The sequence below is a fragment of the Corynebacterium sp. HMSC070H05 genome (assembly GCF_001837615.1).
Classification (GTDB): Bacteria; Actinomycetota; Actinomycetes; order Mycobacteriales; family Mycobacteriaceae; genus Corynebacterium; species Corynebacterium coyleae.
On sequence record NZ_KV833299.1, the window covers coordinates 64,443 to 80,417 of the forward strand.

General features: G+C 65.6%; 11 protein-coding genes and 2 pseudogenes. 7 read left to right on the forward strand and 6 right to left on the reverse strand.

Going from position 1 to position 15,975, the window contains the following annotated elements:
- Window positions 1-1,343 precede the first annotated feature (1,343 nt).
- From HMPREF2617_RS03985 to HMPREF2617_RS11620, 7 genes and pseudogenes are all read left to right on the forward strand, one after another.
- The gene (locus tag HMPREF2617_RS03985) at window positions 1,344-2,687 is read left to right on the forward strand and encodes a hypothetical protein (protein WP_246821693.1); all 1,344 of its coding nucleotides are present in this window, start codon (window positions 1,344-1,346) and stop codon (window positions 2,685-2,687) included.
- A gap of 701 nt (window positions 2,688-3,388) precedes the next feature.
- Window positions 3,389-3,946, forward strand: a pseudogene (locus HMPREF2617_RS03990) (NADPH-dependent FMN reductase).
- A 522-nt stretch (window positions 3,947-4,468) separates the two neighbouring features.
- Window positions 4,469-5,350, forward strand: a complete 882-nt coding sequence (locus HMPREF2617_RS03995; RefSeq protein ID WP_070421285.1) for a LysR family transcriptional regulator — start codon at window positions 4,469-4,471, stop codon at window positions 5,348-5,350.
- Window positions 5,347-6,231 (forward strand): serine hydrolase, encoded by an 885-nt coding sequence (locus HMPREF2617_RS04000; RefSeq protein ID WP_070421284.1) that lies wholly within the window; start codon window positions 5,347-5,349, stop codon window positions 6,229-6,231. Before HMPREF2617_RS03995 ends, HMPREF2617_RS04000 begins: the two co-directional genes overlap by 4 nt.
- Before the next feature lie 111 nt (window positions 6,232-6,342).
- Entirely contained in the window at window positions 6,343-8,115 is a 1,773-nt protein-coding gene (locus HMPREF2617_RS04005) for a penicillin-binding transpeptidase domain-containing protein (RefSeq protein ID WP_070840071.1), read from the forward strand.
- A 313-nt stretch (window positions 8,116-8,428) separates the two neighbouring features.
- Complete coding sequence (locus HMPREF2617_RS04010; protein ID WP_256375550.1) at window positions 8,429-9,490, forward strand: transposase; 1,062 nt, start codon at window positions 8,429-8,431, stop codon at window positions 9,488-9,490.
- Window positions 9,396-9,740, forward strand: a pseudogene (locus HMPREF2617_RS11620) (integrase core domain-containing protein); the annotation flags it as partial. The gene HMPREF2617_RS04010 and the pseudogene HMPREF2617_RS11620, both read left to right, overlap by 95 nt.
- A gap of 333 nt (window positions 9,741-10,073) precedes the next feature.
- On the opposite strand, the gene eccB reads toward HMPREF2617_RS11620, so the two are convergent.
- The 6 genes from eccB to HMPREF2617_RS12275 all read right to left on the reverse strand — a co-directional run.
- The gene (gene eccB / locus HMPREF2617_RS04020) at window positions 10,074-11,369 is read right to left on the reverse strand and encodes a type VII secretion protein EccB (protein ID WP_070421280.1); all 1,296 of its coding nucleotides are present in this window, start codon (window positions 11,367-11,369) and stop codon (window positions 10,074-10,076) included.
- Window positions 11,370-11,466: 97 nt separating this feature from the next.
- Window positions 11,467-13,626, reverse strand: a complete 2,160-nt coding sequence (locus HMPREF2617_RS04025) for a DUF6541 family protein (RefSeq protein WP_070570997.1) — start codon at window positions 13,624-13,626, stop codon at window positions 11,467-11,469.
- A 49-nt stretch (window positions 13,627-13,675) separates the two neighbouring features.
- The gene (gene truA / locus HMPREF2617_RS04030; protein WP_083279290.1) at window positions 13,676-14,557 is read right to left on the reverse strand and encodes a tRNA pseudouridine(38-40) synthase TruA; all 882 of its coding nucleotides are present in this window, start codon (window positions 14,555-14,557) and stop codon (window positions 13,676-13,678) included.
- Window positions 14,558-14,704: 147 nt separating this feature from the next.
- Window positions 14,705-15,130, reverse strand: a complete 426-nt coding sequence (locus HMPREF2617_RS04035) for a single-stranded DNA-binding protein (RefSeq protein ID WP_016456430.1) — start codon at window positions 15,128-15,130, stop codon at window positions 14,705-14,707.
- A 91-nt stretch (window positions 15,131-15,221) separates the two neighbouring features.
- Entirely contained in the window at window positions 15,222-15,365 is a 144-nt protein-coding gene (locus tag HMPREF2617_RS12025) for a hypothetical protein (protein WP_016456431.1), read from the reverse strand.
- A gap of 160 nt (window positions 15,366-15,525) precedes the next feature.
- A partial coding sequence (locus HMPREF2617_RS12275; protein WP_246821694.1) for a DUF4192 family protein occupies window positions 15,526-15,975 on the reverse strand: 450 nt, incomplete at its 5' end.

Consider the following 15,975-nt stretch of genomic DNA (forward strand, 5'->3'; position numbering starts at 1 on the left):
CCGTCGCCTGGATCATCCGCCACATGGCTGGCGGTATGTCGCGCTGCTGTTATGCGCGGTTCTGGCCGGCATAGTCTTGTGTGGACTTGAAATATGCCGAAGACGGGGCCGTGGGTGCAGCAAAGACAGCAGCGTGGACAGAGCAGATTTCAGCAACAGTCATGTTGCTGAAGTTGTGACCGCGACGGCAGATGATATGCGGCGGACGCCGCATAATGGACGCGTCGTGAGATACGCCAATATCCATCTCGGCAGGCTTGCCGTGATGGAGCGTTTCGTGATGACCCAAACACGACACATCGATGCTGGCATATCCGATTACATATCGACGGGATATATCGGATTGCCGGCAGTGTCGTGACGTAAAGCATGGGTCATCACACAAGGTGCAGCGCCAGCTGCACTATTGGGCACCTTGACCGGAGCGCAGCGGAGGGAAAGGTAGACCCAGCCAGACCGAGCGAGCGAGGTCTGAGTCTGGGGCTATGAGGGGCGGCGCGCCAGCGCCGGGCACCGGGTTATGCGAGCGCCAGCGAGTAGTAATACCCGGTGCAGTGCCTCGGCTATGCCGAGCGCCGGAGCGCAGCGGAGGCGTCGCACCCCCTTATGCCCTTTTCCCCCTTCTACCCCTATAACGACAAACATATAGGGGTTTTGACACAGAAGGGGGCTGCGACCTGCGTGTTTCGGGTCTTTATGCGGTCTTCGACCCTTACCCGAAACGGCCCGTTGATGCGCGAAGCGCACATGGTGCCTACACAAAATCTGCAGGTCGCCACGCTGTGCGCACCACATACGGCGTCAGTCGTTGTATGTCGGTCTTAAAGTAAGGGCCGATGACGGGTGGAAACGCCGCTTGCGGCGTCTTCCCGCGTCATCGCGCACGCCGTGTGCAACGTGAGCTTGCGAACGTGCCACGGCGTCGAACCGAACGGCAAGACCGACATCGTTAACGTGGTGCGCACAGCCACACCCTGCACTCTGGCACCGCCGCTAGGCGGTCATTGCAGGGTGGTGAACATCCCGCAGCGAGCCATCCGCCGCAAGGCGGTGTTGATGCTGCTGCGGGTGATAACAACACGGGTCGAATAACACACTCCATATCGGCCCGTGCCATAAGCACAGTATCTGTGCAGACGCATCACGTTCGCGGCGGCCATATGCGCGCAAGCGCATGTAACGAGCACCGCCAGCGACGTGTGTTTCGCGAGCGCCCGCTGCAGCAGATCCAGCGGCAGCTGTTGATGCAAATGTGTAGCGCCGCGACTCGATTGGTTCATCTTTGTGGCAGCGGCTGTACGGCCCTGTGGCGGCCGTAGACGCCTCGGATGGACGGAGTGCGCGTGCAGAAGAACAGTTTCAAGACGTCGCTGTTCGTCGTGTATCTGCCGAAGTCGATGTGCAAGGAGATCCCCGACTACTACACCAGTGAGGTGGACGGGCGCGAAGTGAAACGTCCGCGCTATGTCGCCCGCGACTACGAGGAAGCAAAGCAGTACCTCGAAGAGTCAATGCGCTGGCTTGCAGAAAACTTCATCCCCGGCGGTATCGACGCAGTCGCTGGCGGTGATATGAACTTTGACGAATCAACGCCACACATCCAGTTCCAGGCGGATACGTTCTCACCGAAGCCCGAAGATCCCGACAAGCTCCGTTGCCGCCCCGGCATCGCGTACAACACTGACACCTCAGTGCGGTACACATCCGGCCCGAAGAAGGGCAAGCAGATCTCGGGTAACCAGAAGTTCATCGACGCGCAACGGGGCCTGCGCGAACACATGCACTCGCTCGGCTATCCGGTGGAACTAGAAGTCTCCGAACGTCATGACGAGTCACTCAACCTCGACCGCTACACCGAGCAACAAGACCGGGAGCGCGATCTCGCCAAGCGCGAGGATGATGTGGAAGTCAAGAAGCGATCCGTGCAGCGCGATATGGACGCAATTGATCGTGACCGCGAGCAAACAGCAAAAGAACTTGAACAGGCAAAAGCTGCCAACGAAAAAGCGCAAGGTGTGTTGCAGCACGCCGAAGAACAGGCTCGCGCTGTTGCCGAGCGTGTGCTCAACGAGGCACGTGAGAAGGCAGAGCAAGAAGCCGAGCAGATCCGCAGTGACGCGCGCGAGAAGGCCAAGCAAGAAGCCGAGCAGACCATGGGCCTTGCCGAAGCGCAAGCAGACGAGCTGCTCGAACGAGCCGAAGAGACTGCACAGGCCAAGGCGGGCGAGATTACAGCCGCAGCCCGCAGCGAAGCGGAGTCGATCACACGCCAAGCCGACGAGGCCCGTAAGCAGGCTGAGCGCGACGCTGAGACGATCCGCAGCGAAGCACGAGATGAGGCCACAAGCATCCGCGACGAGGCCACGCGCGACGCTGCAGTAACGCGCACGGATGCCCGCGATGAGGCTGATCAGATCCGCCGCAACGCGCACACGGACGCCGAAGATGAAGCAGCCATCATCATCGAAGAAGCGGTGAAGTCAGGACAGCAGTTGGAGCATCTGGACAAGAAGTTCCTGGTGCAAGAACTGCATCGCAGCCCGGAGCTGCTTGAGCGCTACACGCTGTTCAAGCAGTCGCAGACCTCAGGCAAGAAGGGCGGGGCGCAGCAACGTGCGCGCGAGCGTATCGAGAAGCGCCGCCAGCAGCAACAGCAGCGTGATCGTGACGGCGGTATGGAGCTTTAGCAGCTCACCATGCGCTCTGCACGCCCGTCTGCGGGCCGTACAGGGCGCCGTCGGCGTCGTCGGTCATCTGCGGTATGAAACCGCTGAGATTCGGCGAAAATCGAAGAAATCTCGGCTAAGCGGGGCCAAGTGTCACTACGTTGCGCAGCGAATTGGCCGGTTAAGTGGCGGAGATATTGCGCAGCGCGTCGGTGTGTACGACGGCGCATGTGCTGCACAGCAAACATGCCAGCACACAGACCTGCAGAATGTCGTTGTCATCCTGTTGCGCAGTAAAGGTGTCAATAGGATGACAAACCACTTCACTGCCCAATTCACATGTCATTAAAGTGACAGGGCATTTGATTGCGCAGTAAACGTGTCGATGAAATGGGTGCCCAATACACAGTGCAACCTACGTGTTAATGAAATGTCACAGACACTACATAGTGCAGTGAGTTGCGCAGCAGAAACGCCAGTAAAAGCACCGCACCACTGCACCGTAAAACTGCACAAGTGATTCGCAGCAAATTGGCGTGTGAAATGGTTGAAAAAATAACCCCGCAGCGTATGCGGGGTTCATCCACGATTACAATTGCAACCGGGCTCACACTGCTATCGGAGGGTTAACTCCCCCTGCAACGCGTTCACAACGTCACGGGGAAGTACAGCTAGCGTGGGAGACGGGAATGTCACCACCACCACTATTCGGAGGTAAAACCATGACCCGCATCGCCATCATCGTCGGCAGCACCCGCCCCAACCGCCTGGCACCCCAGGTCGCCGAATGGGTGCACGAGCACGCGCAGCAGCACGGCGGCGCCGAGTTCGAGCTCGTGGACATCGCCCGACCAGAACCTGCCCCTGCTGGATGAGCCCATGCCCCGGCCATGGGCCAGTACTCGAAGGATCACACCAAGGCCTGGGCCGAGAAGATCGCCTCCTACGACGGCTTCGTCTTCGTCACCCCGGAGTACAACCACTCCGTGCCCGCCGCACTGAAGAACGCCGTGGACCTCCTGTACGCGGAGTGGAACAACAAGGCCATCGGCTTCGTCAGCTACGGCAGCGCCGACGGCACCCGCTCCGTGGAGGCGTGGCGGCTGATCGCCGCGGAACTGCAGATGGCCGACGTCCGCGCCCAGGTGTTCCTGCCCTTCAGCTCCGACTTCGAGGACATGTCGAAGTTCACCCCGACCGAAGGCGCCACCGGCGCTCTCACCGATGTGTTCAACCAGGTCACCGCCTGGTCGGAGGCGCTCAAGACGCTGCGCGGCTGACCGGTAGTTGGTCTGAACCAGGCCGAACGCGGCGAGAAACCTGTGGTTTCCCGCCGCGTTGTCGTTCGTTGCTCGCCTCAATGCCGAGCCGTTCGAGTTCTTCCGGATTGCCCCGCATCTCCCGGACCACCTCGGGCGTGCGGCTCTCAGTCGAGGATCTCCTCCACTGCCCGTAAACCGCTTGTCCGTCAGGTCGGGGTCGTCCTCGAAGGGGACCGGGGTTCCACCCGGTGGATTCTGCCCGGCCACTCCCCGACCGCGGGTCCCGCTCCACGGATGGACGCATCCAGGGTGGCGGTCAGGTAGCTGAAGTTCGCCGATTCCCCCTCGCACAGATCAGTTCTGGTGCCGTGGGAAAAGGGGTCTCTCCCCTGGCCCGGGACGGTGCCGGTTCGGCTGTCATACGCATCTTCGCCTGAATTGGACCCACCACGGCAATCCGCTGCACGACAGGCCCGGTGAGCCCTTGTTCCCCGTACCTCGCTCAGCTCGTCAGAGTCCCCTCCACTAGGCTCGGGGCACATGACAACTCGACCGAATTCCCTCCGGCACTGGGAGTACTTCGTCGCCGTGGCCGAGGAGGGCAGCGTCACCGGTGCCGCGGAGCGGCTGAGGCTGACCCAGTCCCCCGTGTCCCAGGGGCTGAAACGTCTGGAGTCGAATCTCGGCCTCGACCTGATCCGCCGCTCCGCCACCGGTGCCACCCTCACCGAGGCCGGCCGGTCCCTGCTCCCGCAGGCCCGGATTCTGGTCCGGGACGCCACGGAACTGCAGAGCATGGCCCACGCCATCACCGACGCCGGGGCCGAGGTACGCGTGGGGCTGGCCCCCTCGGTGCCGCCGGGCATCGCCTTCGACCTCACCTCCGCGTTGCGGGACGTCGGCCGGGTCAGTGTGCACACGGCCGAGGTGTCGCAGCTGGTCACCCGGGTGGGCGAGGGCCGTCTGGACTGTGCCGTCATCGAGGACCCGGCGCCGACGGGTGAGTTGTCTCGCGGGCAGCTGCACGAGGTTCCCCGGCTGCTCGCCGGGCCCGCCGAAAAGCCCGCGACCTGGGCGGCGTTGCGGGGACACACCCTGCTGGACAACACCGCCGCCGTCAGCCCGGCGGCCGCCGGACGCCTGGCCGACGCCTTCTTCACCATCGGCTTGCACCCGGAGACCGAGCTGTGGCCGGACCGGACGGCCCTGGCCGCGCGGCTCGGTGCCGGAGGCGCGATGGTGCTGCTCACCCCCGATCAACTCGGGGGCCTGCCCGCGTTCCCGATGCCGACGGCCTTCCACCTGCGGCTGCGGTGTGTGGTGCCGCCGCAACGGGGCGGGGCCGTCGGAAAGCGGGATCTGCGCGACGTCGTGGACCGTGCCCTGCGGCGCTCCCTCGGGCGTCTGGGAGAGACCGGATGACCAGGAGCCTGCGGGCCCGGATCGGCACCGAATTGGTCGCCGCGGGCTGTGACGGTTGGTGCTGGGCGCACCCGGTCGGCGAAGAGGCGGCCGGCGTCGGGGTCGGCGCCGACAGTCAGACCAGCATCTCGTCGATGTACAAGGTCCACCTCCTGGCCGCCTTCTGCCTAGCCGTGGACCGCGGGCTGCTGAATCCGCTCGACGCGGTGACGCTCAGCACGGATGACGGCCCGGTCGGGACCCCGGGAGTGGGGCTGTTCGCCGATCCCGTGACGATGAGCCTGCGGGATCTGGTGCGTCAGATGGTGGTGCTCTCCGACAGCATCGCCGCCCGGGTGCTGCAGCGGCGTCTCCCACCGGGCCTGGTCGGGGAGGTCGTCTCCCTGGCGAATCTCGAGGACACCACGATCGTCGCCCCGGGCACCACCGAGTCCGAACTCCCGGCCCTTCCAGAGGACGGCTCCGCGGCCAGCGAGGCGATCCGGCTGCTGGTCTCCTACCCCCGGGTCCACCAGGATCCGGCCACCTACCGCTCGGTGAGCACCCCACGCCAGCTGTGCCGCCTGCTGGACTGGATCTGGACGGGCCCGGATCTCACCGGGGTCTCCCGTGCCTTCGCCCGGACCGTGCTCGGGCAGCAGGTGTGGGGCCACCGGATCCCCTCCGGCTTCCCCGCCGGGGGCGTGCGCTTCCACGGCAAGACCGGGACGATCGGCCCCGTGCGCGGCGAGGTTTCCGTGGTGGCCGTCGACGAGGAGGCACCCATCGTCGTCGCCGTGATCACCCGTTCAGCCCGCAGCGGCCCGAACCTCGCGGCCGCGGACGCCGCGATCGGCCGCATCGCCCGGTTACTCGTCGATGAACTGCGCATGTCGCGCTGAGATTTCCCACCGGAGAACACCCCGCCGAGCAGGCGATATTCGTCTCCCGACTGGCCGGAAGTCGTGCGGGAACGTGGTAGCGGTGAGCCCGTGGGCCTAATCTCATCCGGCATGACCACCCGCACCACTGTCCGTGTCTCCGCCCTGCTCGCCGCTACGGCGCTCGCGCTCTCCTCCTGCACCGTGCCCTGGTTCCGGGACGCGGTGGACGAGTTCGTCGCCGCCTTCAACGCCGGTGACGACGCCGGTGCCGCCACACTCAGCGACGATCCCGCCCGGGCCGCAGCCGACCTGGAGCAGCTGCGCGCGGGCATCGGCGGGACCAGCGTGGAACTGGACGCCGGCGGCGAGGAGGACGGCGCCACCGAGATCACCGCCACCTGGACCGTCCCGAATGGCGATGAGTTCACCACCACCGGGACGATCACCCTCTCCGAACAGGACAGCGACCTCATCACCTGGGACAAGCGGATCTTCTCCACGGAGCTGAACGGGGACAGCCGCTTCCTCTACTCCGACGACAAGACCTTCACTCTGCCGGTGACCGACCGCAACGGCACCGACATCCTGTCCTGGACACCTGTCACCGTCGTCTCCGCGGGCCCGGAGCTGATCCCGCGGGCCTGGGAGATCGCCGCCGCCGTCCGCCCGGTCGTGCCGACCTCCACCGCCGAATCCGTCACCGCCCAGATCGAGTCCGGGGACGGCTCCCCGGTGGGGCTGTTCACCCTCCGAGAGCGGGACTTCGCCGTGATAGGGGACGCCCTGCGGGCGATCAAGGGACTGGACCTGCGGGAGGAGGGCCGCATGCTCGGCCCCACCCGGGACACTGCCTCCCCGGTGGACGGCGGCCTGCGCGACTACTGGTCGGAGAAGATCACGGCCGACGCCGGCTGGACCCTCCAGGCCACCTCCCCCACCGGCACGACCATCCTGGGGCAGGTGGAACCGGAGGAGAGCGAACCCGTGCGCACCACGATGGACCTCGGGGTGCAGACGGCCGCGAAGCGGGCCCTGGAGCCGATCGAGCAGCCCGCGGCGATCGTCGCCCTCAGCGCCTCCACCGGCGGGGTTATCGCCGTCGCGCAGAACGACGCCGCCGACGCCCTCGGCCCCGTCTCGCTGAGCGGGCTGTACCCGCCCGGCTCCACCTTCAAGACGGTGACCACCGCCGCCGCCCTCGAACGCGGCACCGTGGTACCCGACTCCACCGTCGCCTGCCCCGCCACCGCGGAGATCGACGGCCGCGTCATCCCCAACGACGGCAACTTCGCCCTCGGGGACGTCTCCATGACGCAGGCCTTCGCCCAGTCCTGCAACACCACCCAGGGTTTCATCTCCCAGGATCTGGAGCCGGACGACATGAGGAACACGGCGGCGCGCCTCGGGCTGGGCGTGGACTTCACCGCGCCCGGCATGACCACGGTGACCGGCTCCGTCCCCGTCACCGAGCCCGGCGCGGCCCGGGTGGAGGCCGCCATCGGCCAGGGCGAGGTCCTCTCCTCCCCCTTCGGGCTGGCCGTCATGGAGGCCTCCCTGGGCAACAACGGCCGGATGGTGCTGCCGACCCTGATCCAGGGTGAGGAGACCACCGCCGACCAGGACCCCGAGCCGCTCGACCCGGCGACAGTGCGGGCCCTGCGCGCGATGATGGCGGAGACGGTGGACTCCGGGACCGCCGCCAGCCTGAGCGACATCGACGGTCTCGGCGGCAAGACCGGGACCGCGGAGGTCGGGGGCAACCGGCCCGCCCACGGCTGGTTCGCCGGCATCAAGGGTGACCTGGCGTTCTGCACCTTCGTCGCCGGGGCGGAGTCCTCGGGACCGGCGGTGGCGGCCACGGGCCGTTTCCTGCGCGATGACGCGATGTCGGAGTGGCGCTGAGCGGACCCCATCACCCGGGCCGACGCTCACGTCGATCCCCCAAAAGTAGTATTAGTGCAGGTCAGCCCCATTCAGGGGGCGGAAGAGGACGTTCCGGACAAAAGTCCGCGATACCTCGGGTGGTCACGTCAACTTCTGGGTTAAAAAAATGAGGGGTCGTTCACTGTCGGTCAACATATTCGAGAAGGTAACCCGGTGTTTTCACGGGAAGCGGGCTGACACGTGGTGAAGATACAAGGAAAGTGACCCTTGACCAGGTAAATTAGTAGTTGTTGATGTCACAATTTGCCTGCTCGAAAGGATCACCTTCAGGGTGAAGACTACCAGCTTCCATGTCGGTACCCCCGCTCCTGCTCAACTGTGCTCGAACGCCGGACTCATGTTATTGGCCGCCACCGCCGACGCCGTCAAAGTCGCCGATGCCATCGACGTGGAACTGGCCGAGTGGCAGAACCCGAACCTGCTGCACACCATGACCGCACTAGCCCTGGCACTGGCCCTCAGCGGGGACGACGCAGGCGATGTTGATCTCCTGGGCCCGTTGGTGGCCACCGGCCTGGTCGACCAGGTGCCGTCGCACTCCACGGTGCACCGCCGCCGCAAGGAACTCGCCGACCACGACGACGAAGCTGCCGGTGCCGGCACAACCGCGGTGCTGGCCGGCATGAAAACAGCCCGTACCGCGGACTGGACCGCCTGCGGTGCCCGCAACCCCGCCGCCGCGGCCAGCACCGATGCTCCGTTGGTTCTGGACCTGGACGCCACGGAAATCCTCGCCCACTCAGACAAGGAAAAAGCGGCCCCGACCTGGAAGAAGCACTACGGGTTCCACCCGCTGTGCGCGATCATCGACCACGGCGACGGGCTGACCGGTGAACCCGCAGCCGTCCTGCTGCGTCCGGACAACGTCGGCTCGAATACCGCCGACGACCACAAGGACGTCCTCGACCAGGCCTTGGCCGCGATCCCCAACCGCGTCGATGGTCAGGAGTGGGGGAAGCGTTTGCTGATACGCACGGATTCCGCCGGCGGATCCCAGGCCTTTCTGAGACACCTCAACCAACAAGGCCTGGCGTATTCGGTGGGGTTGCCGGTGACCTGGCAGATCGGCGACATCGCCTCCACGCTCGGCGAGGGCATCAAACAAGGCATCATCCGCGCGGGCGGTACGGTCAGCGACACCACGGACGCTTATGTCGCAGACATCACTTCCCGGATGCGATCCTGGGCCGGGGAACCACTGGGCATTAACCTCGACAAATACCCCACAGATATGCGGATTATCATCCGAAGCCCTGACGATGGCCTGGAAGGTACGAGGAGACCTGAATGGGGCGATTTTCCACTCGGATCACGGCAGTGTTTATACCTCTGAGCAGTACCGGAGGTTGTGTGAGCAGTTCGGCGTCACCCAGTCGATGGGAGCGATCGGGACGAGTGCGGATAACTCGTTGGCGGAGTCGTTCAACGCGTCACTGAAGCGGGAAGTCCTTCAGGATGAGCCTGTTTTTCCAAGTCAGCTGGTGTGCCGCCGGGATGTGTTTCGGTGGTGCACCCGGTACAACACGAAACGTTTGCACTCATGGTCCGGCTACCGCTCGCCGAATGCCTTTGAAGCCGCCTGATTAGCTGCACTGACTATCATGATCACCGCCTCCGCGGAACCGCACGGCGGGGCCGTCGACCCACTGCGGGCTGTCCCATTCGTCGAACGCGAGCAGAGCCCCGACACCGCACCGCTGCGTGCGCGCCCAATTGCGACCATTGATTCCGCTGCCCCACACCGAAGCAGTTTCACGGTCGCAAGCGTCGTGCTCGTCGCCGCCCTTGCTGCCGCAGTGGGCGCTTTTCGACGGATACTCCTCCAGGGCCGACCCCGGCATCGCTCCATTCACCACGGCTAAAACTCGCCGCGAAGGTAGTGCACCGAGACCAGATTGACTGGCGTCGCAGCGCTATCAGTAGGTCGCGGTCAGCGCTGCCTCGCGTGTGAGGGCCGGGCCTTCGGGCAGGAGACTGAGGATGCTCCACGGAACGGTGTCCACGTGCAGTGCGCCGACGACGTCGAGGTTGTCCCTGGTATCCACCAGATGGCGCTGACCTGAAGCGGACACGACGTGGTAGCCGGCACCGGTGTCGACGCCGACAGCACCGGAGGCTAACCCGACGAAATGGGTCGCGGGGCTGTCACCGGACAGCTCGACCGATCCTGCGGTCAAGACATCCGAATCTGGGGCAACGAGTGCAACAGAGCCTGACTCCGTCACGCACACGGCCGATCCTTGTGGATCAACCCACTCCGGCGCTTTCTCCGGAACGGCGATATCTAGCGGGACTTGGGCATCCGGATACGCGGCAATCTGGGAGGGGGAAGAGGTTGAGGTGGGTGCGGCGGCGTCGATAAGCAACTGCTTCTGTAATTCCGAAACGGGCTGAATGCCGCCATGCTGTGTGACAGCCCATGCTTCGTCGGTGCCGTCGGCGAGCAACAGGCGCGGCAATGGGTGTGGCAGGCGGACCGGCGGAAGTTCGCGGATCGCGGACAGCACCGGCGCACTGATGTCTGCGCGGACGACCCGCGCGTCGATGCCCAGGGCGCGTCGGATCAGCCTGCCCTGTGCATCGCTGTCTGGCGGGAGTTTTGCGCGCCCCTCATTGGTGAGCATCCACTCGTTGCCGCCCTGAGTAACCGCGACAGCCTGCCCGTCGGCAAGCTGCTGCACCGGTTCCCCGGCGACAACCGTGACACGCTCCTCCCCCTCGCACGCCGACCACGCAGCATCCACCGCATCACCCGGCGCGAACATCGCCGGCGCCGTGGCGATACCCAACGGCACACCGCGCGGCATCTCGGTGAGTCGCTCCTCCCCCACGCGCTGCGGCTCCTCCGCACTGCCTGCGATCAGTCGCGCCGACGTCAGGTTCGTCACCGGGTGCACTACCTCCCCGACCCGCACGTACATCGCCCCGTCATTGGCCCGCAGAATCGCCGCCGCGCCCGGATCCGGATTCGGCCGCAACCACGCGAACAGCCCCGATCCCGCCGCGATGAGCGCCACCGCGACCATCCCGAAGATCGCCGAACGACGCCGTGCCGCCAATGGATCATGAATCATCCGGATATCCCCGTAAATGAGCCCGTGCTCCACGCGCCGGCGCATGAAACGGTGCCCCGAAACCTGCGAACGCGTCGTCGGCAACAGCCTGCGCGCCTGCTTTGTCTCCCCCGAAACGGCATGAGTGTGCTGAGCCATGTGGACGCCCCCGTCGATTAGCAATGGCTTCTTTAAACGACGCTAAGCGCATGCGGGGCGGGCTTCAACCCGAAAATGCGCACTGAAGTGCGCAACGCTATTCGACGCCCGCGGCCGCCAGCTCCTCACTCGTCGGAGTCAGCTCAGGCAGCTCGGTGGAGCCGCCGTTGGCGACGGCGTCGCGCTGGAGTTCCTTGATCTCAGCTGGGGTGAGCTGCGCGTTGACGGCGAAGATGGTCACGCGACCGCGCTGGTAGACGGGCGTGACGCCGGGGGTGGTCCACAGGGCCTTGTCCACCTGCCAGTTTTTGGGCCCGGGCCAGAAGGTGTTGCCGGAGGAGACGATGAAGCGGACGCCCAGGTCGGCGGCGGCGTCGTCGGCGGGCGATTTCTCGTTCGGTCGGCCGCGTTCACCGGCGCCGAGTTGGCCGGCGCGGTCGGCGAGCAGGTTCGAGTCGACGCCCAGGCCGCCGTTGGGCCACAGGTAGTGGCGGGCGACTGTGGGCACGCCGTCGATGGCGTAGGCCCAGGAATACCCGTCGGTGGATTCGCCCATGACTAAGCCCTCGTGAGCCTCCGGGCGGGAGGCGAGCCAGGCGTAGGCCGTGAGCTGGTCGTCGTCGACCATGCGGTCGTTGAGGCGGGAGGCGTCGAAGGACATCTTCGCGCCGTCGACGGCGACGGTGGACGCCCAGGCGCCGGTGCCCCACCCGACGAGAACCGCGAGGATAGCGGAGGCAATCGACGTGCCCCACACCCACGGGCGGGTGCCGTAGCGGGCAGCGACGGGAGCGAGCGTGAACACGCGGATGATCATCGCGGCGCCGACAGCGGCACCGGCGATGACGGTCAGCGCCACGACCGTGATGATGCGGTGCGCGGAGTTGTAGTGCGGGGACCCGAGCAGGGTCAAAAGCGGTTCCCACAGTCCGTCGAACGGGTGCAGCGCATGCGCCGCGCTGGCCGTCATGAGCCCGTAGAAGACGGGCGCCCACACCTGCCCGCGCCAGACCACCATGGCGATCGCGCCGAAGCCGGCGAGCCACAGCAGGATGGTCGGGTCGAAGTCGGGGAAGAACTCGCCCACGTGGCGGGTGCTCATCTTGAACGCCTTCTCCCAGGCCTCCCCTGAAGTGACATTCTCGCTGGCGTCCCAGGTGTTCACCTCTTCGGCCTGAGTCTGGCCGGCGATGAGCTGCGGGAGGAACGCCACCGTCGCGCCGAGCGCCGGAATGGCCAGCCACAGGACATCGCTAACACGCGAGCGGTCCGGGCGCCACACCAGGTAGGTCAGCCAGTACAGCAGCACGGCGAGCACCACGACGAGCACCGCGGACGGGTGGACCTGCATCATGCCTAAGAACGCGAACAGCGTCGGCAGGGCCAGCGCGCGGTAGCGCGGCACCTGGTGGAACAACGCGATGACGATGCCGGACAGTCCGATCGCCACGATGTAGGGGCGCATGCCCACGAAATCCGGGATCCACACCAGCACCGGCGAGGCGTACACCGCGATGGCGGCCAGTCCCGCGGCGATCTGCGCGACCATGCCGCGGCCGCGCGCCATCGCCCACGCCAGACCAGCGGCGCCGGCGGTCAGGGCGAGACTCGGCAGCACGATCGACGCGAGGTTCACGGCTTCCACGGGGGCGAGGTCGCCCGCGCTGGCAAACAGCGCCGTCGCCGCGTGGAAAGCGGAAGGATAGAAAAGATCGATGTGCGTTTCGGGGTTCTGCAGCTCGCCCATCCGCGTGGGCGAGGCAATGCCTTCCTCCATGATGAAGCGCACCGCATTGACGTGCCACTGGATGTCCCAACCCTGGACAATATTGTCCAGCTGGCCGGGCACCTTCGACTGGAGTTCGAGCTGCTTGGCGATCAGCATCCACGCGCCAGCCACGACGCCGGCGCCGGGCAGCACCCACGACGGGTCGGCGATACTGCCGCGCCGCCAGTCGCCCGGCCACAGGGCACGCACCCAATTCTTCGCCGCGCGTTTTCTCGCCCGCCGCGCGAACGCGTAGCGCCACCCGGCCGCCAGACACAGCATGAGCACTAAGAAAACGATGAACGACGGCCACCCGAAGCGGATTCCCATCGCGCCGTACATCCAGCTGCCCAACCCGACGATGCCGAAGGTCGCGGGCAGCGACGACGCGGCCGCAGCGGGCAGTTTCGCGCCCGCGACCCACGCGAAGATCAGCCCCGGCAATGTGAATACAGCGATGGCCAACCACACGGCACCGACTGCATCCATGCGCTACCTCCCGGGGGCGACTCGTTCGGACAATTCCTGCCCAAGCAGTCTATTCCGTCGCCCGGGAAGACTCGGAGTGCACCTCCGAAGCGTCGCGCCGGTCGCGCGTCACTGCAGCGCGAGCTGCGAGTTCGTTATCTGCCGGGTAGTCGACGCCGAGGAGGGTCAACCCATTTGCGGGTGCCAAACTCACCGCGGCAGAGCGTTCCTTCTCCCCCAGCAAAGCCGCGGCCCACTCACCGTCGCGCTTGCCGGAGCCGACGTCGAGACACGTGGCCACCAGCGCGCGGACCATGTGCCAGCAGAACGCGTCGGCGACGATGACCGCCTCGTAGAGCTCGGGTTCCTCACCGGTGGACACGTCGCGCCACTCGAACGAGCGGACCTCCCGGATCGTGGTGGCGTGCGGCCGCGCTTTGCAGAACGCCGCGAAGTCGTGCAGCCCGACCACGGCATTCGCGAATTCTTGCGCCGCGTCCAGGTCCACCTTCTTCGGCCACACCGCGGTGTCCCTCACGCGCAGGGGCAGCGCGCCGCCGTCCGCGGTGGTCACCCGGTAGCGGTAGGTGCGCGTCAACGCCGAGAAACGCGCGTCGAAGCCGTCGGGCGCGGCGGACACTGCCGAAACGCGCACGTCGGGATCAAGCAATTTCGCTAATCGACGCACCAACCTCCCCGGATCCCCCTCAATCGACCTCTGGTCCAGTGACGACACCGGAATATCCGCATGCGCCACCTGCCCGGCGGCGTGGACTCCCGCGTCCGTCCGGCCGGCCACCGTCAGCTCCACCGGGTAGCGCAGGATCAGGCTCAGCGCGTCCTCCAGCACGCCCTGCACCGTGCGGAGCTCTTCCCCACCGGCAGGTTTCTGGCGCGCCCAACCGTGGAAGTCCGTGCCGTCGTAAGCGACATCGAACCGCAGGCGCACCATCTCTTCCGGATCGTCCGCACGGTCACCTACAACGTCGAAATCACTTTTTCCTGCGCCCATGCCCCCAACCATAAATGGCGCCACTAGATGCGTTTGAAATCGCTTCACAAAACCCCAGGTCGTATCGTTCCCTGCGGGGTTTCGTAGTTAGAACGGTACTTCTTCGCCCTCAGCGCCAGCCAGGGCGGCGGTCGCCGCCTCGCCTCCGCGACGGGCAGCGCGAGCAGCGGACTCCTTCTTGGAATCGATCAGCTGCACCGTGTCGATGCGCGCCACCAGCGGGTACTGCTTCACACCGTCCTTGTCGGTGTAGACGTCGGTCTTGAGCGAGTAGCTCACCGCAACGCGATCGCCGGAGCCGATGCAGCCGAACACACCGGGGTTCGCGGCGTCCTGGACGTAGCCGGTCAGCTCCACGATCTCGCTTTCCACCTTGCCGGTGGACTTGTTCTTGAAGGTGTTGCGCGCATAGACGCTGAGCTTCACCGTCGCACCGCCGTTTGCGTGCTCGAACAGCTTCGGTGCGCGAGCTGCGTTGCCGACGATGGTGCCGTTGTTGAAGGGGTTGGACATGTTGGTTCTCCTTACGTGAGTGGGTGTGATTTGCCGTGCAATTTGGGTACTTAAGCAGCTGCTTTGCTGCTGCGGGGCGGTTGCGCTGTCGTTACAACACTGCCCAGGGCAGCGGTGTGCCTGCCGCCTCTAGGTCGCGCAGTTCTTGTGCTGCACCCGGATCGGCGTCCTCGCCGTCGATGCCGTCGGCGAGCTGGTAGAGCAGTTCCAGGTCGGTGTGGGTGATGTCGCGCATCACGTGCCTCCTTGTTCGGATTGGTGGTCAATCCGTCTGTTGGAGACAGCTCTGCTGTCTAAAGGTCACTCCCCTGCCTCGTTGCGGTGTCTGTCGTCGCAAGCCAAGGCCCCGCGAGAAAAAGAAACCCCGTTGCATTGCTACAACGGGGTGTGTGGTGCTACTCGGCAAACAAGATCGTGCGGGTCTTCTCAGCGCCCTCGCGGACAAGCTCGACCATCCGCTCGCCCTGGCCGATATCGGTCAGCTTCGCCACCAGCGACGGGAAGTTCTCGTCTGGCCCGATCTCGGTGGCTCGCTGCGCAGCCACGCCAGCTAGCCCCGGCTGGCCTGTGGCGTGAGCGAGCACGGCAACAGTGGCGGTGAGCTGCGAGCGCATGCCTGGCCAGCTGGTCGGGACAGCGCGCATAACCTTCTCTATGAACGCAAGGCCCGCCTGCGGGTCATCGAGCAGTGCGGCAAGCAGCGTGTCCCGCAAGCGCGGCGTGGTGAAGCATTTCAGCGCAGACCGAACAGCGCGAGCGCTCGGCTGGGTGATCCCTGCCGCCGCCTGCTCATACTCACGCTGCAGCACGTCTGCGAACATGGGCGGGATATACGCCAGCGCGTC